This is a genomic window from Defluviimonas sp. D31 (assembly GCF_033436765.1).
GTDB lineage: Bacteria > Pseudomonadota > Alphaproteobacteria > Rhodobacterales > Rhodobacteraceae > Albidovulum.
Genome location: NZ_JAWQFN010000003.1, coordinates 406,405 through 432,193, shown reverse-complemented (window position 1 = coordinate 432,193; position 25,789 = coordinate 406,405). Strand labels below are relative to the sequence as shown.

The window sequence follows — 25,789 nt, the reverse complement described above, 5'->3', positions numbered from 1 at the left end:
CTCAACTTCCCAGCGTCGCCGCCGTTCCGTCCACCGCAGCAGTCTGTCCCGCTTCGGTGAGGGGGTATTTACGGATCACCACCAATCTCCGCAAGCGGTTTTTTCGAGACCGGCGAACTTTTTTCGTCAGCGCCGGAAACCACCCCAATATCTTGGGGTTAGGGAAATGAAGACAACAATTCGACCCGCGCCGCCGCAACAAGATTGCGCGGCCACTCGCGAGGCCGACACCACATCCGGGGTTATCCACAGACTCGGGCCTGCCGCCTCGGCTTCGGCGTCGAATCCCGCCCCGGGTTCGGGCCGAGTCAGGCCGCTGCGCGGCTCTTTCGGGGAATCGCGCGCAACGCCAGGAGCCCGAGAACCGCGCCGAGATAGAGGAAGGGTTCGACCGGCCAGGCTTTCACGAGCCAGAGGAAATGAACGGCGCCCGCGATCGCGGCAAGATAGGTCAGCCGGTGCAGGCGCCGCCAGCGCAGCGCCCCGAGCCGGCGCACCGACCAGTCGTTCGAGGTCAGCGCCAGCGGAATCAGCGCGACAAGTCCGACCATGCCGACGGTCACATAGGGCCGCTTGGCGATGTCGCCCAGCGCCTGGGACCAGAGAAGCCCCATGTCGAGAACGAGCCAGGCGAGGAAATGCAGCATCACATAGAAGAAGGCCATGAGCCCGATTGCCCGGCGGTACTTCACGAGGTTCACCCCCGCGAAACGCCGCAAGGGAGTGATGCAAAGCCCGGCCACGATCAGCTTCAGCGCCCAGAGCCCGAGCCGCTGTTCGATCGCCTTCACCGGGTCTATACCGAGCCCGCCGGTCGTGCCTTCCCAGAACAGCCAGACCGGCAGCGCGGCTCCGATCAGGTAGACCGGCCAGGCGGGCACGCGGCGGGCGGCGCGGTTGATCCGGTCGGCAACGCTCATGTCTGCCCGCAGCAGCTTTCGCCGGCCTGGACCGGCGGACAGGGCACATCGCCATAGGAGCAGAACACGCAGCAGTCGCCGGGGCGCGGCCGCAGGACGACGCCGCAGCCGGTGCAGTCATAGAAGAACTGGCAGGCATCGAGCGGCATGGTCTCCGTCCTGGCGGTGCCGCAATGCGGGCAGGTCAGCGTCGACTGGCGGGTGATCACCTCAGAAATCCCTCGTCAGGTCCTGCCCGGCATAGAGCGAGGCCACCTCGTCGCCGTAGCCGTTGAACATCAGCGTCGGCTCGCGCCCCGCGAAGAGCCCGCCGCCGATGCGCCGCTCGGTCGCCTGGCTCCAGCGCGGATGGTCGACCTCGGGGTTCACGTTGGAATAGAAGCCGTACTCACGCGGCTGCAGCATGTTCCAGGTGCAGGGTGGCTGGGTCTCGGTCAGGCTGATCCTCACGATCGACTTGATCGACTTGAAGCCATACTTCCACGGCACGACGAGCCGAATCGGCGCGCCGTTCTGCTTCGGCATCTCCTCGCCATAGAGCCCGGTGGCGAGGATCGTCAGCGGATTCATCGCCTCGTCGAGCCTCAACCCCTCGCGATAGGGCCAGTCGAGGATCGGGTAGTTCTGGCCTGGCATCTCTTCGGGCCTGACCAGTGTCTCGAAGGCGACGTATTTCGCGCCGGGCTGCACCCCCACCCGCTCCAGGATCTCGGACAGCTGGAAGCCGATCCAGGGCACGACCATCGACCAGGCCTCGACGCAGCGGAAACGATAGATGCGTTCTTCGAGCGCGACGCCCTTGAGGAGGTCGGCAAGGTCGTAGTCGCCGGGCTTCTCGACCAGGCCGTCGATCTTCACCGCCCAGGGGTCGGTGGTGAGCTGGCCGGCATGGGCCATCGGCTCGTCCTTGCCGGTGCCGAACTCGTAGAAGTTGTTGTAGCGGGTGATCTGCTCGAACGTGTTCGGCTCGGCGTCGGTCGAATAGGAGGAGGGCGCATAGGTCAGCTTCGCGGCGGCCGGGCCGGCAAAGCCCAGAGCCGCCGCTCCGGCGATGAGTTGGCGGCGGTTCAGGAACGCCGCCTTCGGCGTGACGTCGGACCAGGTCAGATCGGGGCGAAAACGGCGCATCGGGGTCTCCGGCAAATCCTTTTGACGGTGACCCTACACCCGGTCCCGGAAATCGCCCAATAAAGCCGGCTCAAAGTTTCGTTGGCCGATTGAAACAAAGGGGGCGGATCGCTCCGCCCCCCTCTTGTCAGTGCAGCACCGCCTCCTCGGGCCGGGGCCGGGTGGATTTCGAGACCCTCTCGCCCACGATCAGCCCCTCGGTCCCGGCGCTGACATGGACCGTGTCGCCATCCTTCACGTCACCGGCCAGGAGCATCTCGGCCAGTGGGTCCTGCAGATGGCGCTGGATCACCCGCTTCAGAGGCCGCGCACCGAAGACCGGATCGTAGCCTTCCTCGGCCAGCCAGACCTTGGCCGCCTCGTCGAGGTCGAGCGCGATCTTGCGCTGCGCCAGCCGCTTTTCGAGCCGGCGAAGCTGGATCTCGACGATCCCGCCCATGTCGCCCCGCGTCAGGCGGTCGAAGATGATCTGGTCATCGAGCCGGTTGAGGAACTCGGGCCGGAAATGGGCGCGCACCGCGTCCATCACGTCGCGCTTGGACTGTGCGGCATCGGCGCCGTCGGGCAACTGGCTCAACGCCTGGCTGCCGAGGTTCGAGGTCAGCACGATCAGCGTCTGCTTGAAGTCGACATGATGGCCCTGCCCGTCGGTCAGCACGCCGTCGTCGAGAACCTGCAAGAGCACGTTGAAGACATCCGGATGCGCCTTCTCGACCTCGTCGAAGAGGATCACCTGGTACGGCCGGCGCCGCACCGCCTCGGTCAGGACGCCGCCCTCGTCATAACCGACATAGCCCGGAGGCGCGCCGATCAGTCGGGCGACGGAGTGCTTTTCCATGAACTCCGACATGTCGATGCGGACCATCGCATGCTCGTCGTCGAAGAGGTACTCGGCCAAGGCCTTCGTCAGCTCGGTTTTGCCGACGCCCGTGGGCCCGAGGAAGAGGAACGAGCCCAAGGGCCGATTCTCGTCCTGAAGCCCGGCGCGCGCGCGGCGCACCGCCTTCGACACCGCTTCGACAGCGCGATGCTGGCCGACGACCCGGCGCCCAAGCTCCTCCTCCATCTTGAGAAGCTTCTCGCGCTCGCCCTCGAGCATCTTCGAGGTCGGGATGCCGGTCCAGCGTTCCACCACCTCGGCGATCTGCTCGGGCCGCACCGCTTCCTCGACCATCAGCGCGTCATCGCGGTCCTCGGCCTCGGCAAGCTGCTTTTCGAGCTGCGGGATCACGCCGTAGGACAGCTCCCCCGCCCGCGCCAGGTTGCCCTCGCGCTTGGCGTGGTCAAGCTCGTTCCGCGCCCGGTCAAGCTGCTCCTTGAGCCCGCGCGCGGATTCGAGCTTGTCGCGCTCCGCCTGCCATTTCGCCGTCATCTCAGCGGAGCGCTGCTGAAGGTCGGACAGTTCCTTCTCCAGCCGCTCCAGCCGGTCCTTCGACGCCGCGTCGTCCTCCTTCTTCAAGGCCTCGGCCTCGATCTGCTTTTGCAGGATCTCGCGGTCGAGCGCATCGAGCTCCTCGGGCTTCGAATCCACTTCCATCCGCAGCCGCGACGCCGCCTCGTCGACGAGGTCGATCGCCTTGTCCGGGAGGAAGCGGTCGGTGATGTAGCGCTGGGAAAGCGTCGCCGCCGCGACAAGCGCCGAATCCGAGATCCGCACCCCGTGGTGCAGCTCGTATTTCTCCTTGATGCCGCGCAGGATCGAGACGGTGTCCTCCACCGTCGGCTCATCGACCAGAACCGGCTGGAAGCGCCGGGCAAGGGCCGCGTCCTTCTCGACATACTTGCGGTATTCGTCGAGCGTGGTGGCGCCGATGCAGTGCAGCTCGCCCCGCGCCAGCGCCGGCTTGATCAGGTTCGCCGCATCCATCGCGCCGTCGGACTTGCCGGCGCCGACGAGCGTGTGCATCTCGTCGATGAAGAGGATCACCTCGCCTGCGGCGGCCTCGATCTCCTTCAGTACCGCCTTCAGCCGCTCCTCGAACTCGCCGCGATATTTGGCACCGGCAATCAGCGCGCCCATGTCGAGCGCCATCAGCCGCTTGTTCTTCAAGCTCTCGGGCACGTCGCCGTCGACGATGCGCAAGGCAAGGCCCTCGGCGATCGCGGTCTTGCCGACGCCGGGGTCGCCGATCAGGACGGGATTGTTCTTGGTGCGGCGGCTGAGAACCTGCATCGCGCGGCGGATCTCCTCGTCGCGGCCGATGATCGGGTCGATCTTGCCCTCTTCGGCGGCCTCGGTCAGGTCGCGGGCATATTTCTTCAGCGCCTCATATCCCTCCTCGGCAGAAGCCGAGTCGGCGGTGCGCCCCTTGCGGATGTCGTTGATCGCCGCGTTCAGCGCTTGGGCCGTGACCGCCCCGGAATCGAGCGCGTCCTTCGCCTTCGTGTTGACCATGGCGAGCGCCATCAGGACGCGCTCGACCGGAACGAAGCTGTCGCCCGCCTTCTTCGCGATCTTCTCGGCCTCGTCGAGCACGCGGACAAGCGAGGTGTCGACATAGACCTGGCCATCGCCGCCCGAAACCTTCGGCGTCTTGGCGATAATCGCGTCGACCGCCTCGGCCACGCGCTTCGGTTCGCCGCCCGCCCGCTTGATCAGGTTGGCACTGAGCCCCTGGTCATCGTCCATCAGAGCCTTCAAGAGATGCTCCGGCATCACCCTCTGGTGTCCCTCGCGCATCGCGATGGTCTGGGCGGCCTGAAGGAAACCGCGCGACCGTTCCGTGAACTTCTCCATGTTCATCGGCTTCTCCTTTGCTAGCCCCCGGGTCCGATCGCCCGCTTCTGCAGCACGATACATCCCGGATCTCGAATGTGACTTGGCCATCCGCGCGAGAGATTTCAAGGACGTGCGGCCGCCGCGCAGGAAACGATTTCGAAAGGAGTTTCGGTCCTAATCGGACTTAACCTTAACGGAGGATTCGTGATGAGTGAGACGGCTGTTCGCTTCGCCAGCGCCCTTGTCCGCGCGGCCAGTTTCTGGACCCGTGGTCGGCAATCGCTGCTCGCACCGCAATGGATGGCGCTCGCGACCCACCGCGACGGCCCGATGCCCGGCGTGCCCAGCCCGTTCCGCGAAAAGCGGTGATCCGATGCGCGTCCTGTCCGCCCGTATCGCCCACGCACGGCGCGACCGCCGAACCGGCCGGGTCGAGGCGGTCGTCGCTCTGACGGTGCTCCTTAACGACGACAGGCTCAGCGCCTTCTTCCGGATCTCGGCCCCGGCCCGCGCCCCCGGTGCGGCATCGTTGCGCGCCCGGCTCCTCGGCGCGGCGAAACTGGCCTTCGCCGCCGACCCGAGAGGCCAGGCCAGCCGCCGCGCCGCCTGAGCCGGTCCGGCTCGGATCCGTTGGCGCACCCTGCCGCGCCGATAGCCCGGCTTTGGGCACCTCAAGCGATGATATGCGGCGGTGCGGCTTGACAGCGCGAGCGCGGCGTCCGAAACCGCCGCGGACTCTGCGCCAAGGAGACCGCCGTGCCCCATCCCAAAGCCGATGACCGCCTGATCGTCGCCCTCGATGTCCCCAACGCCCTCGCGGGGCTCGATCTCGCCAGCAGGCTCGGCGACCGGGTCGGCTTCTACAAGATCGGCCTCGGCATGCTGACCGGCGGCGGCCTCGCGCTCGCCAACGAGCTCAAGCAGGATCTCGGCAAGCGCATCTTCCTCGACATGAAGCTCTTCGACATCGGCGCGACGGTCGAGGCCGCGGTCCGGGGCATCGCACAATACGACCTCGATTTCCTCACCGTCCACGGCGATCCGCATGTCGTCCGCGCCGCCAAGGAAGGCGCGGCCGGCAAGGACCTCAAGATCCTCGCCGTCACGATCCTGACCTCGCTCGACCGCGCCGATCTCGACGCGGCGCTGATCCGGCCAGGCGACATCCCCGAGATCGTCGCCGAACGCGCCGCCCGCGCCTTCGCCGCCGGCGCCGACGGGGTCATCGCGAGCCCCCAGGAAGCCGCGATGATCCGTGCCCTGCCCGAAGCTGCGGGCCGGCTCATCGTCACCCCGGGCGTCCGCCCGGCGGGTGCCGCGCTCGGCGACCAGAAGCGCGTCGCGACCCCTGCACTGGCGATCGCCGACGGCGCCGACCATATCGTCGTCGGCCGCCCGATCTGGCAGGCCGAGGATCCGGCCGCCGCCGCCGAGGCGGTTCTGACCGAACTCGCCGGGGTCTAAACGGCGCGCGCGGCGCCCGGCCACGCGCAACGCCCGCCTTGTCGGGCAATCATCGCCCCCGGAGAAACCCGGAGCCCCCGATGACCGACCCGACCCGAAGATCGCCGATGCCGATCTCGTCCCGTCCTGCATGGCGCTGCGCCGGGCGCTGGACTATCTCGGCCTCTTTCTTCCGGCCGCGTTTCTCGTCTGTGCAACGTTTCCCGGCAATCGGTTCGCAGCCTCGATCATCGATTTCTGCTGCAAGCCGATGGTCGGGGGGCGGACCGTTTCATTCGCCGCCGTCAGAATCTCCCATCTTAGCTATCGCGGCCAGGAACGCGATGCGGCGGGCAAGCCGTACTGGACCGGCCGCCGCGTGACCTTCCCGGTATCGGGAACAGCGATCCTGCCATTTTCCTCGCCGGGGCCTCGGCAAAGGCCGCGATGGCGGCCAGCCACCACCACATCTGGCGCGCGGGCATCGCACTCCTCCCCTTCGCGGCCGCGTGGCTGACCAAGGGCCGCGCCCACGCGGCGCCAGCCCCCCCGGCTGCCGCTTTTCGAATCGAAGGCGGGCGCCTGAGCGCCCGCCCCTTCGGTCCTGTAGGTGACGTCACTCGGTCGTCGCAGGCGCCGTTTCCGTAGCTGCGGGCGCGGCGGCCGGATCGGCCGGCGCGACCTCCCCGCCACCGCCCGCCATCCCGAGCACCAGCGCGAGAGCCACGATGACGACGGCGGTCACAAGCAGGACGCGGCCTGCCCCGCCCTCGCGGGGCATCTGCGGCCGGGCGCGGGAGGGATCGTAGGAGGAGCGGCCCGGCATGTGCTGTTCATAGTCCATGAGAGGCTCCTTTCCTTTGGGACTAGGACCCCAAGGATCGCCCCTTGGCGCCGGTCTGGCCATAAGCGGGGATTCTCTCGGCCAAGCCTGGCCGAAATCGCCTCGGGCGGTCCGCACGATTCCGCCGACGGCGGCCCGCGGTCAGAAGGTCGGCGGCGTGCAGGCCGATACGATGACGCAATCCTCCGGCCCCGGATTGTGGAACCGGTGCGGCGTGCGGCTGTTGAAGAGATAGCCGTCGCCCGCGGTCAGAAGCTGCGTCTCCGCGCCCACCGTCACCAGCACCTGGCCCGAGATCACGATCCCCGCCTCCTCGGCGTCGTGGCTGTAAAGCTCCGACCCGGTATCTGCGCCCGGCGCGTAGGTCTCGTGGAGCATCTGGATCGCACTGGCGCCGGGACGGCCGACCTGGCGGAAAACGACGCGCGCACCGGCCTCGCCGAGCTTCGCCGCCGGCGTGATCTCGCGCAGCTCGTCATGCCGGAAATGCCATTTCGTCCCGCCATCACCGCCGCCCGCGAAAAAATCGCCAAGCGAGATCCCGAGCCCGGCGAGGATCTTCTTCAACGTCGCCACCGAGGGGCTGGTGCGGTTCTGCTCGATCATCGAGATCATGCCGCTCGTCACCCCCGTCGCCGCCGCGAGCTGGCGCTGCGACAGGCGCAGCTTCTCGCGCTCTTCCTTCAGCCGCGATCCGGTGTCGAAATCCATGCCCGGCGGTCCCTTGCTTGCCCGGCTCATCCCATAGCGATAAATTTATTGTGCATCAATTCGCAATATTGATCATTTCCTGCCGAAGGACTAATGGGAGCGGACAACGTTCCGAGGAGACCCACCATGCTGAACGCCGAGATCGAAACCCGCCGCAAGGCCGCCATGTCGCGCGGCGTCGGTGTGATGACGCAGATCTATGCCGACCGGGCCGAGAATGCGGAGATCTGGGACAAGGAAGGCAACCGCTACATCGACTTTGCCTCCGGCATCGCGGTCCTGAACACCGGCCACCGCCACCCGAAGGTGATCGCGGCCGTCAAGGACCAGATCGACCGTTTCACCCATACCTGCCACCAGGTCGTGCCCTATGAGAACTATGTCCGCCTCGCCGAGCGGCTGAACGGCATGGTTCCGGGCAAAGGCGAGAAGAAGTCGATCTTCGTGACCACCGGCGCCGAGGCGGTCGAGAACGCCGTCAAGATCGCCCGCGCCGCGACCGGCCGCCAGGCCGTCGTCGCCTTCACCGGCGGCTTCCACGGCCGCACCTTCATGGGCATGGCACTGACCGGCAAGGTCGTGCCCTACAAGGTCGGCTTCGGCGGCATGCCGGCCGACGTCTTCCACGCGCCCTTCCCGGTGCCGATGCACGGCATGACGGTCGAGAAGTCGATCGACGCGCTCAACTACCTCTTCAAGGCCGATGTCGACCCCAAGCGCGTCGCCGCGATCATCGTCGAACCGGTGCAGGGCGAGGGCGGCTTCTACGAGGCGCCGCGCGAGTTCATGGCGGCGCTTCGCGCGATCTGCGACGAGCACGGCATCCTTCTCATCGCCGACGAGGTGCAGACCGGCTTCGCCCGCACCGGCAAGATGTTCGCGATGGACCATCACGACGTTGCGCCCGACCTCACGACGATGGCCAAGTCGCTCGCCGGCGGCTTCCCGCTGGCGGCCGTCACCGGCCGCGCCGAAATCATGGACGCCCCGGCGCCAGGCGGACTCGGCGGCACCTATGGCGGCAGCCCGCTCGGCATCGCCGCCGCGAACGCGGTTCTCGACGTGATCGAGGAAGAAGGGCTGTGCGACCGCGCCAACCAGCTCGGTGCGCGACTGAAGCAGCACCTCGCCAGCTTGCGCGACGACGTGCCCGAGATCGTCGATATCCGCGGTCCGGGCTTCATGAACGCGGTCGAGTTCAATCTCGGCGGCAAGCCCTCGGCCGATTTCGCGAACAGGGTCCGCGCCGAGGCGCTGAACCGTGGTCTCCTGCTCCTGACCTGCGGTGTGCATGGCAACGTGATCCGCTTCCTCTCGCCGATCACCATCCAGGACGGCGTCTTCACCGAGGCCCTCGGCAAGCTCGAGGAAGCGGTCCGCGCCGCGCGCAAGGGCTGAGAAACCCGCACCCGACGCTCTGGTACGGCCGCCTCCGGGCGGCCGTTTCAGTTTGCGGCTGAGGGGGCTTTCCGCCCCCTCGCCCCGGATGGCATCCGGGGCTCACCCCCGAGAGTATTTTCGGACAGAAAGTGAAAGCAGCAATTTCTGTCTGCAATGACGGTCGCCGGCGGCAGCCTCGCCTTGCGGGACTCGCAATAAGAACAAAACATGAATATTATGATGCGACTGCAAGGACCCGCCCATGTTCATTGAACTCTCCGCCACGTCGAACTTCACCTTCCTCACCGGGGCCTCGCATCCCGAGGAGCTGATGGGCGCGGCGGCCGAATGCGGCCAGAAGGCGCTCGCCATCGCCGATGTGAACTCCGTGGCCGGGATCGTCCGTGCCCATGTCGCGGCGCGGGAGATCCGGCGCAAGACGGGAACGGCGCCGCGCCTCATCCCCGCCGCGCTGATCCGGCTGGCCGACGGGTTCACCGTCACCGCCCTGCCAAGGGACCGTGCCGGCTGGGGCCGGCTCTGCCGGCTGATCTCGGCCGGGCGGCTCCGGGCGCCGAAGGGGGAATGCCATCTCGACTTCGACGACCTCCTCGCCTGGGGCGGGACGGGGATGGAGTTGCTCCTCCACCCGCCATCCGAGACGGTGACACGGGCGGACAGGCCGGGGGGCGGCGCGGGCGCATGGGCGACACGGGCGGAACGGCTGACGCGCCGCCTTGGCGGGGATCGGCTCGCGCTCCTGATGGCGCCCTCTTACGACGGCGCGGACGGCGCCCGCTTCGACCGGCTCGCCGCCCTCGCCCGCGACCTCGGCCTGCCGACCGTCGCCTCCGCCCGCCCGCTCATGCACCAGCCCGCGCGCCGCCGTCTCGCCGACGTGTTGACCGCGATCCGTACCGGCACCCGCATCGACGATCTCGGCCGTGCCGCGCTTGCCAATGCCGAACAACGCCTGCGCCCGGAGGCCGAGATGCTGCGGATCTTCGCGGGCCACGAGGACGCCGTCCACCGCTCGGGCGAGATCGCGGGCCGCCTCGCCTTCTCGCTCGACGAGCTGCGCTACGAATATCCCTCCGAAGTCTCGGAGGGCGAGGCACCCGCCGCCCGCCTCGCGCGCCTGACACATGAGGGCCTGCGCTGGCGCTATCCGAACGGTACGCCGGACCGGGTGCGGGCGATGGCGGCGCACGAACTCGCCCTCATCGCGAAGCTCGGCTACGAGCCATATTTCCTCACCGTCCGCGATGTCGTCGCCTTCGCAAGGGCACGCGGCATCCTCTGCCAGGGCCGGGGCTCGGCGGCCAATTCGGTGGTCTGCTACGCGCTCGGCGTCACCTCGGTCAGCCCCGAGATCGGCACAATGGTCTTCGAGCGCTTCGTCTCCGAGGCGCGCGACGAGCCCCCCGACATCGACGTCGATTTCGAGCACGAGCGGCGCGAGGAGGTGATCCAGCACATCTATGCCAAATACGGCCGCCACCGCGCCGGGCTCTGCGCCACCGTGATCCATTACCGCGGCAAGCGCGCCGTGCGCGAGGTGGGCCGCNTCCAGCACATCTATGCCAAATACGGCCGCCACCGCGCCGGGCTCTGCGCCACCGTGATCCATTACCGCGGCAAGCGCGCCGTGCGCGAGGTGGGCCGCGCGATGGGGCTATCGGAGGATACGCTCTCGGCCATGTCGAGCCAGATCTGGGGCTGGGGCGGCGGCGCGGTCTCGCCCGGGCGCCTGCAGGAGATCGGGCTCGACCCGACCGACCGGCGGCTTCTGCAGACGCTCGACCTCATCGCCGAGATCCAGGGCTTTCCCCGCCACCTTTCACAGCATGTCGGCGGCTTCATCATGACCGAGGGACGCCTCGACGAGTTGGTGCCGGTCGAGAACGCAACGATGGAGGGCCGCACGGTCATTCCCTGGGACAAGGACGACATCGACGCGCTCGGCATCCTCAAGGTCGACGTGCTGGCGCTCGGCATGCTCTCCTGCATCCGCAAGGCCTTCGACCTGATCGCCCGGCACCACAAGACCGGCTATACGCTCGCCACCCTCCCGGCCGAGGACCCGGAGGTCTACGACATGCTCTGCGAGGCCGATTCTGTCGGCGTCTTCCAGGTCGAGAGCCGGGCGCAGATGAATTTCCTGCCGCGGATGAAACCAAGGAAGTTCTACGACCTCGTGATCCAGGTCGCGATCATCCGCCCCGGCCCGATCCAGGGCGACATGGTACATCCCTTCATCCGCCGCCGGAACGGGCAGGAGCGTGTCACGTTTCCCTCCGACGCGCTCGGCGCGGTACTGGAGAAGACCCTCGGCGTGCCCCTGTTCCAGGAACAGGCGATGCAGATCGCAATCATCGGCGCGGGCTTCTCGCCCGAGGAGGCCGACCGGCTCCGCCGCTCGCTCGCCACCTTCAAGAAGCACGGCAACGTCTCGGAGTTCCGCGACCGCTTCATGGAGGGCATGCGCGCGAACGGCTATGACGACGACTTCTCCGCGCGCTGCTTTTCGCAGATCGAGGGCTTCGGCAGCTACGGCTTTCCCGAAAGCCACGCCGCGAGCTTCGCGCTTCTGGTCTATGCCTCGGCCTGGCTCAAATACCGCCATCCCGGCATCTTCGCCTGCGCGCTCCTCAACTCCCAGCCGATGGGCTTCTATGCCCCGGCCCAGATCGTGCGCGACGCGCGCGCGCATGGGGTCACGGTGCTGCCGGTCTGCATCAACGCGAGCACCTGGGACAACCGGATGGAGACGCTGCGCGAGGGCGGGCTCGCGCTCCGCCTCGGCTTCCGCCAGATCCGGGGTCTGACCGAGGCGGAGGGCGAATGGATCACGGCGGCACGCGGCAACGGCTACCGCGCGGTCGAGGATGTCTGGCGCCGCGCCGGCATCGGCCCGCGCACGCTCACGCTTCTGGCCGAAGCCGACGCCTTCGCGGGCCTCGGCCTGTCGCGCCGCGACGCGCTCTGGGCCGCGCGCGCCACGACCGACCGGCCGCTGCCGCTCTTCGCGGACGACATCGACGGCGAGGGCATCATGGAGCCGGCCGTGACCTTCGCCGCGATGAGCGAGGGCGAGCATGTGGTGGAGGATTACGCCGCGCTGCGGCTCACACTCCGGAGCCATCCGATGGCGCTTCTGCGGGCGCGGCTCACGCCCCCGCCATCGCCCGGCTTGCCGCTTCCACTTGGCAAAAATATCCCCGCCGGAGGCATTGAAAGCTCTGTCCCGGGCGCTCCGCGTCCCGACCCGCGTGGGGGCGCTGCCCCCACTCCCCCGGGATATTTTAACCAAGTGGAAACCAGAATCGGGAAGACTGGCTGAGCGGTACAGGCGGGGACGCCGATGACCGTCCAAGTGGAAGCACCCTGCCTCGCAAGCGCGGCAGGGTTCTTTCACCTCAGCCGCTTGAGGACGTCGAGGCTTGCGTAACCATCGGGGATCATGCCGACCGCCTGCTGGTAGGCGCGAATCGCGGTGATCGTGTTGGGGCCGATCTTGCCGTCGACGCCTTGGGTATTGAAGCCCGCCCGGGTCAGGCGTTCCTGCAACTCGCGACGTTCGGCGAAGAGAAGCGCCCGGTCGTCGCGCGGCCAGCCCGCCCGGATCGGGCCGCCGCCGGCGATGCGGTCGGCGAGGTGGCCGACGCCGATCACATAGGCATCGGCGGCGTTGTAGCGCTCGATCACCTGGAAGTTCTTGAAGATCATGAAGGCCGCGCCGCGGGCGCCGGCCGGCATCAGGATCGAGGCCGATCCGTGGTTCGGCACCACCCGCCCGTCCATGTCGCGCACGCCGAACGCCGCCCAGTCCGATGGCGATTTCTTGATCCGGTCGCCCGTGAGGCCGAAGTCGAAGCCGCTCGGCAGTTGCACTTCGACGCCCCAGGGCAGGCCGCGCTGCCAGCCGAAGCGGGCGAGGTAGGCCGCGGTAGAGGCCAGCGCATCGGCCGGGTTGTCCGACCAGATGTCCCGCTTGCCGTCGCCGGTGAAGTCCACCGCATAGTCGAGATACGAGGTCGGGATGAACTGGGTATGCCCCATCGCCCCGGCCCAGCTTCCGGTCATCGCGCGCGGGTCGACATCGCCGGCCTGGACGATCTTAAGCGCCGCGATGAGCTGGCTTTCGAAGAAGCTGCCCCGCCGCCCGTCGTAGGCCAGCGTCGCCAGCGATTCAATAAGTGGCATCGTGCCGCGGTAAGTGCCGTAGGAGCTTTCAAGACCCCAGACCGCCACCACCACCTCCTTGTCGACGCCGTAGGTCACCTCGATCCGTTCGAGGAGCTTGCGGTGCTCCGCAAGCGCCGCTTTGCCGTTGGCCACGCGCTTTTCCGAGGCGGCGCTGTCGAGATAGTCCCAGATCGTCTTGGTGAATTCGCTTTGGTTGCGGTCCTTGGCGATCACGTCGGAATTGTACTCGACGCCCTGAAAGGCGCGGTCGAACACATCCGCCCGGATCCCCTGCGCCGTCGCGCGGCCGCGGAAGCCGTTGATCCAGCGGTCGAAGCCCTGGTTGTACGCGGCCGGGACGATCTTCTCGGGGTTCTCCATGACGGTCCCTTCAATGGCTGGAACGCCCGGCACCGGTCCGGCCGCTTCCGCCGCGAGCGGGAGCAACGTGCAAAGCGTGACGATTCCGGCTGTGTGTCGCATGTCTCACCTGCCTCGTTCGTTTCTTTGCCCGAAGTGTAGCGCCACCACGCCTTTCGGGAAAGAGTCGCCTGAGACGCTCGGCGGCCCGCCGCGACCCTCAGCGCCGCTTGCGCTCGACCCGCCGCTTGGTGCGCGCCGATTTCGCCTTCGCCTGGCCGGGCCGGCGCCCGGCCGGTTTGCCGCGCCGTGCCGAGGCGCCGGCGGCCATCGGCCGCCCCTCGATCTCCAGAAGCTCCAGCATCAGGCCGCCGGTGACCGGCACCGCCTCGGCGAGGCGCACCGTCACCCGCTGGCCGATGCCGATCTCGGTCCCGGTATCGGCGCCCATCAGGGTCTGGCTCTTTGGATCGTAGTGGAAGAACTCGCGCCCCAAGGTGCGGATCGGGATGATCCCGTCCGCTCCGGTCTCGTCGAGCTTCACGAAGAGCCCGAAGCGGGCGATGCCGCTGACGCGGCCGGTGAACTCGTTGCCGACCCGTTCGGAAAGATAGGCCGCGAGGTAGCGGTCGGTCGTGTCGCGCTCGGCCGCCATCGAGCGGCGCTCGGTCTCGGAGATATGCTTGGCGGTGTCCTCCAGCATCTCGATGTCCTGCGCAGAAAGCCCGTCCTCGCCCCAGCCGTGGCCGAGGATCAGCGCCCGGTGCACGATCAGGTCGGAATAGCGCCGGATCGGCGACGTGAAATGCGCGTAGGACTTCAGGGCAAGGCCGAAATGGCCGAAGTTCTCGGCGTGGTAATAAGCCTGGGTCATCGAGCGCAGCGTGGTGATGTTGAGAAGCTCGTCGAAATCGGTGCCCTCGGCCTGAGCCAGCAGCCGGTTCAGATGCTCGGTCCTGAGGACCTGGCCCTTGGCGAGCGTGAAGCCCGACGCCTCGGCCACCTCGCGAAGCGCGTCGAGCTTGTCGGGCGACGGTTCTTCATGCACCCGGAAGAGAAGCGGGCGGCGCAGTCGGATCAGTTCCTCGGCGGCGGCGACATTGGCGAGGATCATGAATTCCTCGATCAGCCGGTGCGCGTCGAGCCGTTCGCGGAAGGCGACCGACAGAACCTCGCCCTCCTCGCTGAGGACGATCTTGCGCTCCGGCAGGTCGAGGTCCAGCGGCTGGCGCATCGCGCGGGCGGTCTTCGTCGCCTCGTAGGCGGCGTAGAGCGGCTTGATGACGTCGCCGAGAAGTGCCTCGCAACGCTCGTTCGGGCGGCCGTCCTCGGCCTCCTGCACCTCGGTGTAATTGAGGCTCGCGACCGACTTGATCATCGCGCGGGTGAAGCGGTGCGAGACCTTGCGGCCTTTCGAGTCGAGCTTCATCCAGACCGCGAGGACCGGCCGCGCGACACCTTCGTGCAACGAGCAGAGATCGCCCGACAGCCGGTCCGGCAGCATCGGCACCACCCGGTCTGGAAAGTAGGTTGAATTGCCCCTGACCCTTGCCTCGCGGTCCAGGGCCGAGCCCGGCGTGACGTAATGCGCGACATCAGCGATGGCGACCCAGACGACATGGCCGCCCTCGTTCTTCGGGTCCTCGTCGGCATGGGCATAGCAAGCGTCATCGTGGTCGCGCGCATCGGCCGGGTCGATGGTGACGAAGGGCAGATGGCGCAGGTCCTCGCGGTCGCCGAGGGGCGCGGGCTTCCTGCCGTCGGCCTCCTCGATCGCTGCGTCGGGGAAGTCGTCGGGAATGCCGTGCTGGTGAATCGCGATGAGCGAGACCGCCTTCGGCGCCGACGGATCACCGAGCCGCGCGAGGATCCGCGCCCTCGGCAAGCCCATCCGGCCCTTCGGCCCGGCCTGCTCGGCCTCCACCAGCTCGCCGTCCTTCGCGCCCTGCGTGGCGTCGGAGGCGACGACCCATTCCTTCTCCGAGCCCTTGTCGATCGGCACGATCCGCCCGCCCTCGGCCGACTTGCGGAAGATGCCGATGACCTTGTGGGGATTGGCGCCGATCTTGCGGATCAGCCTCGCCTCGTAGTGATGGTCCTCGCCCCGCACTTCGGTGACGCGTGCGAGAATCCGGTCGCCCTCGGCCACCGGCGCGTCGGCCTTGCGGGGCTGGAACAGCACCCGTGGCTCAGGCCCCTCGCCCTGCCATTCCAGCGGCCGCGCGAACTGGTCGCCATTGCGGTCGGGCGGCAGGATCGCGAGGATCGTCACCGGCGGCAGCTTTTCCGGATCGCGGTAGGTCTTGCGCCGACGCTCCAGATTGCCCTCGGACTCGAGTTCCTTCAGGATCCGCTTCAGCTCGATCCGGTCGGCACCCTTGATGCCGAAGGCCTTCGCGATATCGCGCTTGGCCGAAAGGCCGGGATTGTCGGCGATCCAGTCGAGGATCTCGGTCTTGGAAGGAATACGTGCCATAGCCACTCGCTAGCACGAGCCACATGCCACGTCATGCGCAAAACCGTGGCGCTTTCATCTTACCCGAAATATCCACGCCGGAGGCTCCCGCACTCTCCGCCGTGGCCAAGGTCAGGCGAAATAGTCCCTGAGAATCCGGCCGTAGATCGCCTTCAGTTCAACGATCTGAGCCACCTCGACCCGCTCGTCGACCTGATGCATGGTCTTGCCGACCAGCCCGAACTCCACGACCGGGCAATGGTCCTTCACGAACCGCGCATCCGACGTCCCGCCCGAGGTCGACAGAACCGGCTCGACCCCGGTCTCGGCCGCCACCGCCCCGGCCACCAGCCGCACGAAATCGCCGGGCGGGGTGAGAAAGCTCTCGCCCGACACCTGAACCGCGACCTGGAATCCGACCCCGGTCTCGGCTCCGACGGTCGCCGCCTCGGCCTTCAGCCAATCCGTGAGACTCGCCGAGCTATGGGCGTCGTTGAAGCGGATGTTCACCGCCGCCCGCGCCCGCGCCGGGATCACGTTCGTCGCCGTGTTGCCGGTATCGACCGAGGTCACGGCCAGCGTCGAGGCGTCGAAATGCTCGGTTCCGCCGTCGAGCGGCTCCGAGGCGATCCGGTCCAGAAGCCGCACCAGCGCGTGAAGCGGGTTCTTCGCCCGGTGCGGATAGGCCGAATGGCCCTGCACACCCTGCGCCTCGATCTGCACGTTCATCGAACCGCGTCGGCCGATTTTCATCATGTCGCCCATACGCTCCGGGCAGGTCGGCTCGCCGACGAGGCAGACCGACATCGCCTCGCCCTCGGCCGCCATCCAGTCGAGCAGCGCCACCGTTCCGTCCGTTCCCGGCCCCTCCTCGTCGCCGGTGATCGTCAGGACGATCGCGCCATCGGGCGGCGTCGCGCGTACGAAATCGACCGCGGCGGCGGCGAAGGACGCGACCCCGGACTTCATGTCGGTCGCCCCCCGACCCCAGAGCCAGCCGTCCAGGATCTCGCCCCCGAACGGATCGCGGCTCCAGGCGCCCGTATCGCCCACCGGCACCACGTCGGTGTGGCCGTTGAAGCCGAACGTGCGCTCCGCGCCCTTCTTGCCCCAGCGTGCGAAGAGATTGGGTGTACCGGCGCGGTCGACCCTGTGGCATTCGAAGCCGGCGCCTTCGAGCAGCGCCTGCAGGAGGACCAGAGCCCCCGCTTCCTCGGGCGTGACAGAAGGGCAGCGGATCAGGTCGGCGGTCAGCCGGACGGCATCGACGGGATCAGTCAAGGTGCACTCCTTCAAACAGCGGCCCAGCGTTAGCCGCTTCGGCGCAAAGCTTCAATGCGGCGCGACTGTTGCACCGCCGCCACCGATCCGCCATCGCTGCGAATCGGCATTCAAATTGACGATTCACAAATCACGCGCCGCCCGACATAGTGGGAACATGGCAAGAACAAGCAGCCCGGGCAGACACGTTGCGGCGCCGGTCTCCGCCTGCGGAGATCACATGGCATGACTTGGCTTGCGCTCCGCCAGATGGGTGGCCAGACCCGCCGGATCGGCAAACCGGAGCTCCCGGCGCGGCTCGACATCGGCACGCTCGTCCTTGAACTCGATCTCGACGAGATCGCGCGCACCCGCGGCCCGGTCCTGCGCCTCGCGCCGCGGATGGAACCCCAACGCATATTCGCACTGGAGGCGACGAGCGACGGGCGCATGCACTTCCTGCGCCGGCATGGGCCGGACGTCAGCCATCTTTCCATCGGCCTCGGCCGGGTTCCGGTCACGGGCCAGCTCCGGATCAGTTATCACTGGGACCACCGCCGGGGGCGGAGCCTGCTCACCGCGGAGAACCTCACGAGCGGCACGATCCGCCAGCACGAGGCGGCCTTCGCGCTGCCGCTGCTGGCCGGCGAGATCGGCGCGCTTTTCGACACCGACCGAGAAGGCCAGCGCCATTCGGCGCTGAACTGGCTCGGGCTCGCCGATCACTGGCAGACGGTGGGGCCGACGCCCGGCCTCGCGCCCCGGACCGAGATCGTGACCGCCGACGGTCCGCGTCCGATCGCAACGATCCGTCCCGGCGATCTGGTCCTGACGGCCGATAACGGGCTGCAACCGGTGCTCTGGCAGGGCGGCATCGAGGTTCCCGCGATCGGCCGCTTCCGGCCGGTCCGGCTCATCGCCCCGTATTTCGGCCTCGGCAGCGACCTGATCGTGCAGCCGTCCCAGCGCATCGCGCTGTCGGGTGCCGATGTCGAATACCATTTCGGCGAGGACGAAGTTCTCGTCGAGGCGCGATACCTGGTAAACGGGGAAACGGCCGTGTGGGAGGCGGAGGCCGAAACCTCCATCTGCCACGGCCTGCTTCTGGAGCGTCACGCACTGATCGCCGCCGGCGGGGTCTGGACCGAAAGCCTCTATCTCGGCCGGATCGCCGCCAATCCCGCGCTCGCGCGCACCACCGCGCCCGGCGCACTCGCCGCGCGGGGCGCCCTGCCCGTGCATTCCCGCCCGGCCCGCCGTGAGTTGCTGGAATTCGAGGCGCTCGAACTCAGCCTTGCGCGGCTGCGGCGGCGCGCGCCCCGCGCGGTGTGACGCACGCAGAACCGTTCCGCAGCCGTTCCGGTCAGAGATCGAACGTCGCGAAGACCGGGGCGTGGTCCGACGGCTGCTCCCAGCCACGCGCGGCGCGCAGGACCCGGCTTCCATGCGCGGCATTAGCGATGTCGGGCGTCGCCCAGATGTGGTCGAGCCGCCGCCCCTTGTCCGCCGCATCCCAGTCAGGCGAGCGGTAGGACCACCAGCTGTAGAGCTGTCCCTCGGGGATGTCATTGCGGGTGATGTCCACCCAGGCCCCGGCGTCCTGCGCCGCGCCGAGATGCTCGACCTCGACCGGCGTGTGGCTGACGATCTTCAGTAGCTGCTTGTGGTTCCACACGTCGTCCTCGCGTGGCGCGATGTTGAGATCGCCGACGAGGATCGCCTTCTCCGGTTTCTCGCCATGCGCCCAGTCGCGCATCGCCGTGACGTAATCGAGCTTCTGGCCGAACTTCACGTTCTGCTCGCGGTCGGGAATGTCGCCGCCGGCCGGGACGTAAAAATTGTGGATCGTCACCCCGTTCTCGAGCCGCGCGGCGACATGGCGAGCGTGGCCGAGATCGACGAAATCGTGTGCGCCGGCCTCTTCGAGCGGCAGTTTCGACAGGATCGCCACGCCGTTGTAGCCCTTCTGTCCCCGCGCCACCATGTGCCGGTAGCCAAGCGCGGCGAAGCCCTCGGTCGGGATCTTCTCCACGGGCGACTTGCATTCCTGCAGGCAGAGGATATCCGGCGCCTCCTCCGCCAACAGCCGTTGCACCAGCGCCTCGCGCAGACGGACGGAGTTGATGTTCCAAGTGGCGATGGTGAAGGGCATCTCGTTCTCCTGCTTCGCGTGCGCCGCGCGACCTTAACGGCGGAGGATCGCGAATGTCCACGCCCGGCCCTTGAGCCCGTGCCGCCGCTATGCAAGATCGGCCACAGCCAGACGCCGAAGGAGGTCTCGATGCGTATCGTTCTTGCCGCCGCCCTTGCCGCCCTCGTGGCGCTTCCCGCCGCCGCCCGCCCGCTCAGCCCCGCCGAGGCGGAAGCGATGCAGAGATCGCTAGACTCCTATCTGCGCTCGATCACGGCCGGCAACGCCGAAAAGATCGTCGGCGCCCTGCCGCCGCGCATTCTCAATGTCTTCGCCGGAGCCAGCGGAATCGAGTCGAAGCAACTCGAATCGACGCTGGTCGAGCAGACGAAGGACCTGATGAAGGGCACGAAATACCGCAACGTCACCGCCAACCTCGAAGCGCTCGACGCCGAGGACTCGGCTCTCGGTGACGGCACGGAGGCGACCTGGGTTCTCATTCCCACGGCCTTCACCACCGTGTCCAAGGGCAAGAAGACCCGCCATCAACAGCCGCTTCTCGCCGTTAGCGAAGGCGAAAGCTGGCATTTCCTGCGCATCGACGGACCCGAGCGCCAGCAACTCGCGGCGATCGCCTACCCGTTCCTGGCCGACAAGAGCTTCCCGCCGGCGACAACGGCGGCGGTCGAGTAATCCGACGAGGGCTTGGTCCATCCAGAAAAAAAGGCCGGGCACTAAGCCCGGCCAGTCCAACAGGGAGGATGCCGCGTCATAACCCCGACGCGGCCAGGGGATTCTTTCGTCTACGCTACCAGACGATACCCGCCTGATTCGGTCACAAGAAGGCGCGCATTTGACGGATCTGGCTCAATTTTTTGGCGAAGCCTGTAGATATGCGTCTCAAGCGTGTGGGTCGTGACACCTGCATTATAGCCCCAGACCTCGTGCAAAAGCACGTCGCGCGGCACCACGCCCTCGGTCGACCGGTAGAGAAACTTGAGGATGTTGGTTTCCTTCTCGGTCAGCCGAATCTTGCGATCCCTCTCGTCGATCAGCATCTTCATCGCCGGTTTGAACGTGTAGGGCCCGAGCTGGAAGATCGCGTCCTCGGACTGTTCATGCGTCCTGAGCTGCGCCCGGATCCGCGCCAGGAGGACGGGAAACTTGAACGGCTTCGTGACGTAGTCGTTTGCCCCCGCATCGAGCCCGAGGATGGTGTCGGCGTCACCGTCATGCCCGGTCAGCATCAGGATCGGGCACTTCACGCCATGCTTGCGCATCTTCTTGCACAGCTCGCGGCCGTCGGTGTCCGGCAAGCCCACGTCGAGAATGATGAGATCGAAGATACCAGCCGTGATCTTCTCGATCCCCTCGACACCGTTGCCGGCCTCGAAGACGTCGAAATCCTCGGTCGAAAGGAGCTGTTCCGCCAGCGCGTCGCGCAGATCGTCGTCATCGTCGACAAGCAGGATTTTTTTCAGATTGGCCATGATGTTGCCCTCCGCTTCCGGATTCGAAGATGTGCCGCCGCCCGGAGACCGGCAAGGGATGCAACGGTTTTCTCACGCGCTCGTGTCGCTCTCTCGGGAATTGTTTCAATTCGCGCCGCGCCGGATTATCTAGAAACCTGAAACCAGCGCGGATAACCAATGCCCCTCGGCCCCGACATCATCGAACGCTTGAACCGCGCCCGCGCCGATCTGCGCATGGGGGTGCCGGTCATCCTCACCGCCGGCGGCGAGTCGGCGCTCGCGCTGGCGGCCGAGGCGCTGGACCCGGACCGTTTCGCCGCGCTCCACGCGCTGGGGCCGCTCACGCTCGCGATCACCTCGCGGCGCGCCGAGACGCTGAAGGCGCGTGCCTACGACGACGACATCGCTCGGCTGGCCGTTCCCGGCGATGCGACCCCGGCCTGGATCGCAGCGGCCGCCGATCCGGCCGACGATCTCCGGGCGCCGATGAAAGGCCCGTTCCAGAGCCTGCGCGAAGGCGATGCCACGCTCGCACGCGCCGCGATCTCCCTGGCCAAGTCCGCCCGGCTCCTGCCGGCGGCGCTGCTCGTGCCGGCACCGGATGCGCTGCGACTCGCCGCGACGGAGAACCTCACGCTGATCGACTGGGACCGGGCGGCTCCCGAACTCGCCCGCGCGAGCACGCTCCATCCGGTGATCGCCGCCCGCGTGCCGATGGTCGCGGCCGAGGCCGGGAGGCTGCATGTGTTCCGTCCTGACGACGGCGGCGAGGAACACTACGCGATCGAAATCGGCCGCCCACCGCGCGACAAGCCGGTCCTCGCGCGGCTGCATTCGGCCTGCTTTACCGGCGACCTGCTCGGTAGCCTGAAATGCGACTGCGGTCCGCAGTTGCGCGCCGCTCTCGCCCAGATGGGCGCCGAAGGGGCGGGCGTGCTGCTCTACCTAAACCAGGAAGGCCGCGGCATCGGCCTCGCCAACAAGATGCGCGCCTATTCGCTGCAGGACCAGGGCTTCGACACGGTCGAGGCGAACCATCGCCTCGGCTTCGAGGATGACGAACGCGATTTCCGCCTCGGCGCGGGCCTCCTGAAGCAGCTCGGCTTCTCCTCCGTCCGGCTCCTGACCAACAACCCGGCCAAGATTCGGATGATGGAGGCGATGGGCATCGCGGTTTCCGAACGCGTGCCGTTGAAGGTCGGCCAGACGCGCCACAACGAAGGCTACCTCGCCACCAAGGCGCGGAAATCCGGCCACCTGCTATGAGCCCAGACGACCTCGTCCTGACCCCGACTGGCCTGCGCTTTCTCGGCCGTACCTTCCCGGTTTCGGCGGGGCGCGGCGGCATCCGGTCCGACAAGCGCGAGGGCGACGGCGCGACACCGACCGGCCTCCACCGCGTCATCGGCCTTCTGTACCGGGCCGACCGAATCGCGGCCCGAAGCCTGCCGCCCTGGGCCAGACCGATCCGCCTCGAGGATCGCTGGTGCGACGCACCGGACCATCCCGACTACAACCACCTGACCCGCAAACCCTTCGGCAAGAGCGCCGAGCGCCTCCGTCGCGCCGATCCCTTGTACGACCTGATCCTGCCCCTGGACTGGAACTGGCCCGATGCCACGCCGGGTCGCGGCTCCGCGATCTTCATCCACCAATGGCGCCGCCCGGGCTTTCCGACGGCCGGCTGCCTCGCCTTCGCGCGCCAAGATCTGCTGTTCATCGCCCGCCACGCGGCGCCGGGAACAAGGGTGATCGTCCCCGGCCGCTGACTCCGTCCTGCCTGAAATCATGCTCGGGGGTGCGTTCGCCGCATGGTCGGCAGGAGGCGGAAAGCCCCCTCAGCGCGCTCCGTAATCCCGCGCCCCGAAGATCGCCGAGCCGATGCGGACATGCGTCGCACCTTCGGCAATCGCCGCCTCGAAATCCGCGCTCATACCCATGGACAAGCCGGATAACCCGTTCCGCTCCGCCATTGCCCGCAGCATCGCGAAATGCGGCGTGGAATCGATCCCCTCGGGCGGGATGCACATCAGCCCCGCGAGCGGCAGGCCGAGCCCGCGGCACGCGGCGACGAATGCGTCGGTATCGGCCGGAAGAACGCCCGCCTTCTGCGGCTCCTCGCCGGTATTGACCTGGACGAAGAGCTCCGGACACGCTCCGCGCGCGTCGGCGAGCCGAGCGAGCTTTTCGGCGAGCGAGGGACGGTCCAGCGTATGGATCGCGTCGAAAAGCTCGACCGCGGCTTTCGCCTTGTTGGTCTGCAACGGCCCGATCATGTGGAGCTTCATGCCCTCGAACCGCTCCCGCAGCGCCGGCCACTTGCCCGCCGCCTCCTGCACATAGTTCTCGCCGAAGACGCGGTGGCCTTCCTCCAGCACCGACACCACCCGGTCGAGCGGCTGCACCTTCGAGACCGCGATGAGCGTCACAGAACCTTCGCCCCGCCCCGCCGCGCGTTCGGCGCCGCGGATCCTAGCGTCAATGTCAGTCAGCGACATAACCGCCTTCCCGCAGCGCATCGAGCATCGGCTTCAGCTCCTTCTCGTAGCGCTGCCAGCCCTTGACCGAGCTCTTGGTGATCGGCTGCCGCACCTGGTAGACCGACAGGGTTTCGATCTTGCGCTTGGTCTCGTGGAAGCTAAGGCAGGCATCCTCCCAGTCGAGCCCGCAGGCCGCGATCAGCTTGCGCGTCTCCTCCTCGGGATTGGCCACGAGCTCTTCGTACTGCACCTCGTAGAACCAGTCGGGCACGAGCTCGCGCCAGAAGTCGATCATCTCGACGAAGGTGCCGTAGTAGCGCACGAGCTCACGCTGGTCGTAGGCATACTGGTGCGTGTCCTCGGGGAACTTGTTCTTGTAGATCGACAGCAGGTTGTCGCGCGGGTCACGGCGCACGACGACGAACCGCGCGTTCGGCATGGCAAGCCGGATGAGGCCCAGGTGCATGTAGGATTGGATCGACTTGTCGGTGACCCGCTCGGCCTCGGGACGCCGGGCGCGCAGGATTCGTTCCATCTCGCGGCCGAGATCGGCGATCTCCTCCGCCGGGATGTCGCCGACCGCCCGTGCGTTCTTGCCATCCGCGAGGAACCGGTGCGCGGATTGCGCCGCCTCGCCCACCTCGCCAGCGCCGGAGACCGTGGAATGGCTGGCGATGATCTGCTCCACGAGCGTCGTGCCCGACCGCGGCATGCCGGTCACGAAGATCGGCGCGTAGTCCGTCGCCCCCTCGATCGAGGCGCCGTGCCAGTCGAAATCGGCGTAGGCGTTCTTGGTCATGTCCACGACCTTGCGCCGCGCCGCCATGTTGTGCGGCGAGGCCGCCCACATCAGCCGGTTGGCCTCGTCGAGATAGTGGAAGACGCGGCCGTAGTCCTTGGTGTCCTCGAGCGCCTTCGCGAGCGCGAAGCCGAGGTTCATGCGGTCCGTGACCGATAGCCGGGGATTCTCATATTGCCGCAGCATCTGGTCGATGATCGGATCGCCCGGCTTGGTCTTGTGCGAGGCGATGAAGACCCGGTAGTTCTCGCCGTTGTCGGGATCGAGCTCGAAGCTGCGCCGGAACAGGACATCCGCCTCCTCGAAATTACCGAAGGCCTGCAGCAGGGTCGCCTTGCCGGCGGTCGCGACCGGGGAATCCTTGTCGAACTCCAGCGCGCGGTTGAAGTTCGCCAGCGCCTCATCGTCCTTGCCGATGCGGGCCTGCGCCTGCGCGAGCATGCCGATGGCCTCGATCGCCTTGCCCTTTGACGCGTCCAGCGACCGCGCGAACGCCTCTTCCGCGCCGGCGTAGTTCTTCATGCGCATCCGCACATTGCCAAGCGCCATATAAAGGGCAGCGGCATTGACCCCAGCGCGCTCTGCACGGTCGAGCAGCACAAGCGCCGCCTCTGCATTGCCAGTCCGGGTGAGAGCACTCGCGAAGTTGACAAGTGCGGACGGCAGGCCCGGCGCGAGTATCACGGCTTCGCGGAAGTGGTCTATGGCCTCCCTTTCGCGACGCTGGTCGATCAGGAACCGCCCGAAATTGTCATGAGCCTCGGCGTAGCCCGGCTCTGCGGCGATCGATTTGCGGAACGCCGCCTCGGCGAGAGCGGCCTTGCCCTGGACTGACTGCGCGGTAGCGAGAATGTTCAGGACTGGTGCCGAACCGGGATGAGCGACCAAGAGCCGAGAAGCGAATTGTTCCGCTTCCGCAGGACGTGAAGCATCCATCAATCCGACCAGGCGCCGCATCTCGGCCGGTGGTACACCCCGTGTCGCCGGGCGAGTCGAGCTTCGCCGCGCCCCGAAGCGATCCTGAAGGGCGAGTTTGATATTGACCGGCACCGGAGCGGTTTTCAGGAGACGCAGATAGGTCTCCTCGGCCGCCGCGTCCCCGCCAAGCGCCACGGCCTCGGTCCAGACCTTCCAGATCGCGCCCTCGGCCGGCTTCAGCTGAGCGGCGGCTTCGAGATGCGGGATCGCGCGGGAGAAGCGGTTCTCCGCCATATGGATCACGCCGATCTGATACTGCGCCTCGGCGACGCGCGGGTGGTCTGTGATAAGGTCGAGATAAATCCTCAGCGCGGCTTCGCGATTGCCCGCATTCTGAAGCCTGAGTGCCTCGGCGTAGGTGTTCTGGATTTCCGTCGCAGTCAGCACCGCCATCTCTTTCTCCAAGGTCACAAGATCGCGCGGACCTTAGCCTCAGCACTGCGGAGTGTCGAGTTGCCCAGTCGAAGCGTCAGGCAAATGATGCCAAATAAAAAAGCGGGCACAAGGCCCGCTCTTTCCGA

General features: G+C 67.4%; 23 protein-coding genes. 10 read left to right on the top strand and 13 right to left on the bottom strand.

Annotation, left to right across the window (positions count from 1 at the left end):
- Positions 1–308 precede the first annotated feature (308 nt).
- From msrQ to clpB, 4 genes are all read right to left on the bottom strand, one after another.
- Positions 309–920 carry a protein-methionine-sulfoxide reductase heme-binding subunit MsrQ gene (gene msrQ, locus R5H32_RS08440; RefSeq protein WP_318338240.1) on the bottom strand — a complete coding sequence of 204 codons (612 nt, stop codon included), beginning with the start codon at positions 918–920 and terminating at the stop codon, positions 309–311.
- Complete coding sequence (locus R5H32_RS08435) at positions 917–1,129, bottom strand: GDCCVxC domain-containing (seleno)protein (protein ID WP_318338239.1); 213 nt, start codon at positions 1,127–1,129, stop codon at positions 917–919. Before R5H32_RS08435 ends, msrQ begins: the two co-directional genes overlap by 4 nt.
- A 1-nt stretch (position 1,130) precedes the next feature.
- On the bottom strand, positions 1,131–2,048 hold the full coding sequence (gene msrP / locus R5H32_RS08430) for a protein-methionine-sulfoxide reductase catalytic subunit MsrP (RefSeq protein WP_318338238.1): 918 nt from the start codon (positions 2,046–2,048) through the stop codon (positions 1,131–1,133).
- 127 nt (positions 2,049–2,175) lie between these two features.
- The gene (gene clpB, locus R5H32_RS08425) at positions 2,176–4,791 is read right to left on the bottom strand and encodes an ATP-dependent chaperone ClpB (protein WP_318338237.1); all 2,616 of its coding nucleotides are present in this window, start codon (positions 4,789–4,791) and stop codon (positions 2,176–2,178) included.
- A 183-nt stretch (positions 4,792–4,974) separates the two neighbouring features.
- On the opposite strand from clpB, the gene R5H32_RS08420 reads away from it, so the two are divergent.
- From R5H32_RS08420 to R5H32_RS08405, 4 genes are all read left to right on the top strand, one after another.
- Entirely contained in the window at positions 4,975–5,136 is a 162-nt protein-coding gene (locus tag R5H32_RS08420; RefSeq protein ID WP_318338236.1) for a hypothetical protein, read from the top strand.
- Between the two features lie 4 nt (positions 5,137–5,140).
- Positions 5,141–5,377 carry a hypothetical protein gene (locus R5H32_RS08415; RefSeq protein WP_318338235.1) on the top strand — a complete coding sequence of 79 codons (237 nt, stop codon included), beginning with the start codon at positions 5,141–5,143 and terminating at the stop codon, positions 5,375–5,377.
- A 146-nt stretch (positions 5,378–5,523) separates the two neighbouring features.
- A complete protein-coding gene (gene pyrF / locus R5H32_RS08410) occupies positions 5,524–6,231 on the top strand; it encodes an orotidine-5'-phosphate decarboxylase (protein ID WP_318338234.1) in 708 nt (235 codons plus the stop codon).
- A gap of 130 nt (positions 6,232–6,361) precedes the next feature.
- Positions 6,362–6,727: a hypothetical protein gene (locus R5H32_RS08405; RefSeq protein ID WP_318338233.1), complete on the top strand. Its 366-nt coding sequence runs from the start codon at positions 6,362–6,364 to the stop codon at positions 6,725–6,727.
- Positions 6,728–6,826: 99 nt separating this feature from the next.
- On the opposite strand, the gene R5H32_RS08400 is transcribed toward R5H32_RS08405, so the two are convergent.
- Positions 6,827–7,054: a hypothetical protein gene (locus tag R5H32_RS08400; RefSeq protein ID WP_318338232.1), complete on the bottom strand. Its 228-nt coding sequence runs from the start codon at positions 7,052–7,054 to the stop codon at positions 6,827–6,829.
- Between the two features lie 141 nt (positions 7,055–7,195).
- The gene (locus R5H32_RS08395; RefSeq protein WP_318338231.1) at positions 7,196–7,765 is read right to left on the bottom strand and encodes a cupin domain-containing protein; all 570 of its coding nucleotides are present in this window, start codon (positions 7,763–7,765) and stop codon (positions 7,196–7,198) included.
- A 126-nt stretch (positions 7,766–7,891) separates the two neighbouring features.
- On the opposite strand from R5H32_RS08395, the gene R5H32_RS08390 reads away from it, so the two are divergent.
- Both R5H32_RS08390 and dnaE read left to right on the top strand, forming a co-directional pair.
- A complete protein-coding gene (locus tag R5H32_RS08390) occupies positions 7,892–9,163 on the top strand; it encodes a 4-aminobutyrate--2-oxoglutarate transaminase (RefSeq protein ID WP_318338230.1) in 1,272 nt (423 codons plus the stop codon).
- Positions 9,164–9,407: 244 nt separating this feature from the next.
- Positions 9,408–12,488 (top strand): DNA polymerase III subunit alpha, encoded by a 3,081-nt coding sequence (dnaE, locus tag R5H32_RS08385; protein WP_318338229.1) that lies wholly within the window; start codon positions 9,408–9,410, stop codon positions 12,486–12,488.
- A gap of 71 nt (positions 12,489–12,559) precedes the next feature.
- On the opposite strand, the gene R5H32_RS08380 is transcribed toward dnaE, so the two are convergent.
- The 3 genes from R5H32_RS08380 to dapE form a co-directional block, all read right to left on the bottom strand.
- The gene (locus tag R5H32_RS08380) at positions 12,560–13,714 is read right to left on the bottom strand and encodes a lytic murein transglycosylase (protein WP_318338253.1); all 1,155 of its coding nucleotides are present in this window, start codon (positions 13,712–13,714) and stop codon (positions 12,560–12,562) included.
- A gap of 199 nt (positions 13,715–13,913) precedes the next feature.
- Positions 13,914–16,169, bottom strand: coding sequence for a ribonuclease R (gene rnr, locus R5H32_RS08375; RefSeq protein ID WP_318338228.1), 2,256 nt, complete (start codon positions 16,167–16,169; stop codon positions 13,914–13,916).
- Positions 16,170–16,280: 111 nt separating this feature from the next.
- Complete coding sequence (gene dapE, locus R5H32_RS08370) at positions 16,281–17,429, bottom strand: succinyl-diaminopimelate desuccinylase (RefSeq protein WP_318338227.1); 1,149 nt, start codon at positions 17,427–17,429, stop codon at positions 16,281–16,283.
- Positions 17,430–17,654: 225 nt separating this feature from the next.
- On the opposite strand from dapE, the gene R5H32_RS08365 reads away from it, so the two are divergent.
- Positions 17,655–18,740 (top strand): Hint domain-containing protein, encoded by a 1,086-nt coding sequence (locus R5H32_RS08365; RefSeq protein WP_318338226.1) that lies wholly within the window; start codon positions 17,655–17,657, stop codon positions 18,738–18,740.
- Between the two features lie 31 nt (positions 18,741–18,771).
- On the opposite strand, the gene R5H32_RS08360 is transcribed toward R5H32_RS08365, so the two are convergent.
- Positions 18,772–19,560, bottom strand: a complete 789-nt coding sequence (locus R5H32_RS08360; protein ID WP_318338225.1) for an exodeoxyribonuclease III — start codon at positions 19,558–19,560, stop codon at positions 18,772–18,774.
- Between the two features lie 129 nt (positions 19,561–19,689).
- Between R5H32_RS08360 and R5H32_RS08355 the strand changes: the two genes are divergently transcribed.
- The gene (locus R5H32_RS08355; RefSeq protein WP_318338224.1) at positions 19,690–20,232 is read left to right on the top strand and encodes a hypothetical protein; all 543 of its coding nucleotides are present in this window, start codon (positions 19,690–19,692) and stop codon (positions 20,230–20,232) included.
- A gap of 110 nt (positions 20,233–20,342) precedes the next feature.
- On the opposite strand, the gene R5H32_RS08350 is transcribed toward R5H32_RS08355, so the two are convergent.
- Positions 20,343–21,029: a response regulator transcription factor gene (locus tag R5H32_RS08350; RefSeq protein WP_318338223.1), complete on the bottom strand. Its 687-nt coding sequence runs from the start codon at positions 21,027–21,029 to the stop codon at positions 20,343–20,345.
- Positions 21,030–21,188: 159 nt separating this feature from the next.
- On the opposite strand from R5H32_RS08350, the gene ribA reads away from it, so the two are divergent.
- The gene (gene ribA, locus R5H32_RS08345) at positions 21,189–22,277 is read left to right on the top strand and encodes a GTP cyclohydrolase II (protein ID WP_318338222.1); all 1,089 of its coding nucleotides are present in this window, start codon (positions 21,189–21,191) and stop codon (positions 22,275–22,277) included.
- On the top strand, positions 22,274–22,780 hold the full coding sequence (locus tag R5H32_RS08340) for a L,D-transpeptidase family protein (RefSeq protein ID WP_318338221.1): 507 nt from the start codon (positions 22,274–22,276) through the stop codon (positions 22,778–22,780). The genes ribA and R5H32_RS08340 overlap by 4 nt, the downstream gene beginning before the upstream one ends.
- Positions 22,781–22,849: 69 nt before the next feature.
- On the opposite strand, the gene R5H32_RS08335 is transcribed toward R5H32_RS08340, so the two are convergent.
- Together R5H32_RS08335 and R5H32_RS08330 are read right to left on the bottom strand one after the other, a co-directional pair.
- Positions 22,850–23,509: a YggS family pyridoxal phosphate-dependent enzyme gene (locus tag R5H32_RS08335; RefSeq protein WP_318338220.1), complete on the bottom strand. Its 660-nt coding sequence runs from the start codon at positions 23,507–23,509 to the stop codon at positions 22,850–22,852.
- A complete protein-coding gene (locus tag R5H32_RS08330) occupies positions 23,496–25,661 on the bottom strand; it encodes a sulfotransferase (RefSeq protein ID WP_318338219.1) in 2,166 nt (721 codons plus the stop codon). Before R5H32_RS08330 ends, R5H32_RS08335 begins: the two co-directional genes overlap by 14 nt.
- Between the last annotated feature and the right edge of the window lie 128 nt (positions 25,662–25,789).

Bases quoted from the DNA above. Each gene is read 5' to 3' on its own strand.
- msrQ (WP_318338240.1), bottom strand. From the start codon at position 920: ATGAGCGTTGCCGACCGGATCAACCGCGCCGCCCGCCGCGTGCCCGCC.
- msrP (WP_318338238.1), bottom strand. From the start codon at position 2,048: ATGCGCCGTTTTCGCCCCGATCTGACCTGGTCCGACGTCACGCCGAAG.
- clpB (WP_318338237.1), bottom strand. From the start codon at position 4,791: ATGAACATGGAGAAGTTCACGGAACGGTCGCGCGGTTTCCTTCAGGCC.
- R5H32_RS08420 (WP_318338236.1), top strand. From the start codon at position 4,975: ATGAGTGAGACGGCTGTTCGCTTCGCCAGCGCCCTTGTCCGCGCGGCC.
- R5H32_RS08415 (WP_318338235.1), top strand. From the start codon at position 5,141: ATGCGCGTCCTGTCCGCCCGTATCGCCCACGCACGGCGCGACCGCCGA.
- R5H32_RS08405 (WP_318338233.1), top strand. From the start codon at position 6,362: ATGGCGCTGCGCCGGGCGCTGGACTATCTCGGCCTCTTTCTTCCGGCC.
- R5H32_RS08400 (WP_318338232.1), bottom strand. From the start codon at position 7,054: ATGGACTATGAACAGCACATGCCGGGCCGCTCCTCCTACGATCCCTCC.
- R5H32_RS08395 (WP_318338231.1), bottom strand. From the start codon at position 7,765: ATGGATTTCGACACCGGATCGCGGCTGAAGGAAGAGCGCGAGAAGCTG.
- R5H32_RS08390 (WP_318338230.1), top strand. From the start codon at position 7,892: ATGCTGAACGCCGAGATCGAAACCCGCCGCAAGGCCGCCATGTCGCGC.
- R5H32_RS08380 (WP_318338253.1), bottom strand. From the start codon at position 13,714: ATGGAGAACCCCGAGAAGATCGTCCCGGCCGCGTACAACCAGGGCTTC.
- rnr (WP_318338228.1), bottom strand. From the start codon at position 16,169: ATGGCACGTATTCCTTCCAAGACCGAGATCCTCGACTGGATCGCCGAC.
- R5H32_RS08365 (WP_318338226.1), top strand. From the start codon at position 17,655: ATGACTTGGCTTGCGCTCCGCCAGATGGGTGGCCAGACCCGCCGGATC.
- R5H32_RS08360 (WP_318338225.1), bottom strand. From the start codon at position 19,560: ATGCCCTTCACCATCGCCACTTGGAACATCAACTCCGTCCGTCTGCGC.
- R5H32_RS08355 (WP_318338224.1), top strand. From the start codon at position 19,690: ATGCGTATCGTTCTTGCCGCCGCCCTTGCCGCCCTCGTGGCGCTTCCC.
- R5H32_RS08350 (WP_318338223.1), bottom strand. From the start codon at position 21,029: ATGGCCAATCTGAAAAAAATCCTGCTTGTCGACGATGACGACGATCTG.
- ribA (WP_318338222.1), top strand. From the start codon at position 21,189: ATGCCCCTCGGCCCCGACATCATCGAACGCTTGAACCGCGCCCGCGCC.
- R5H32_RS08340 (WP_318338221.1), top strand. From the start codon at position 22,274: ATGAGCCCAGACGACCTCGTCCTGACCCCGACTGGCCTGCGCTTTCTC.
- R5H32_RS08335 (WP_318338220.1), bottom strand. From the start codon at position 23,509: ATGTCGCTGACTGACATTGACGCTAGGATCCGCGGCGCCGAACGCGCG.
- R5H32_RS08330 (WP_318338219.1), bottom strand. From the start codon at position 25,661: ATGGCGGTGCTGACTGCGACGGAAATCCAGAACACCTACGCCGAGGCA.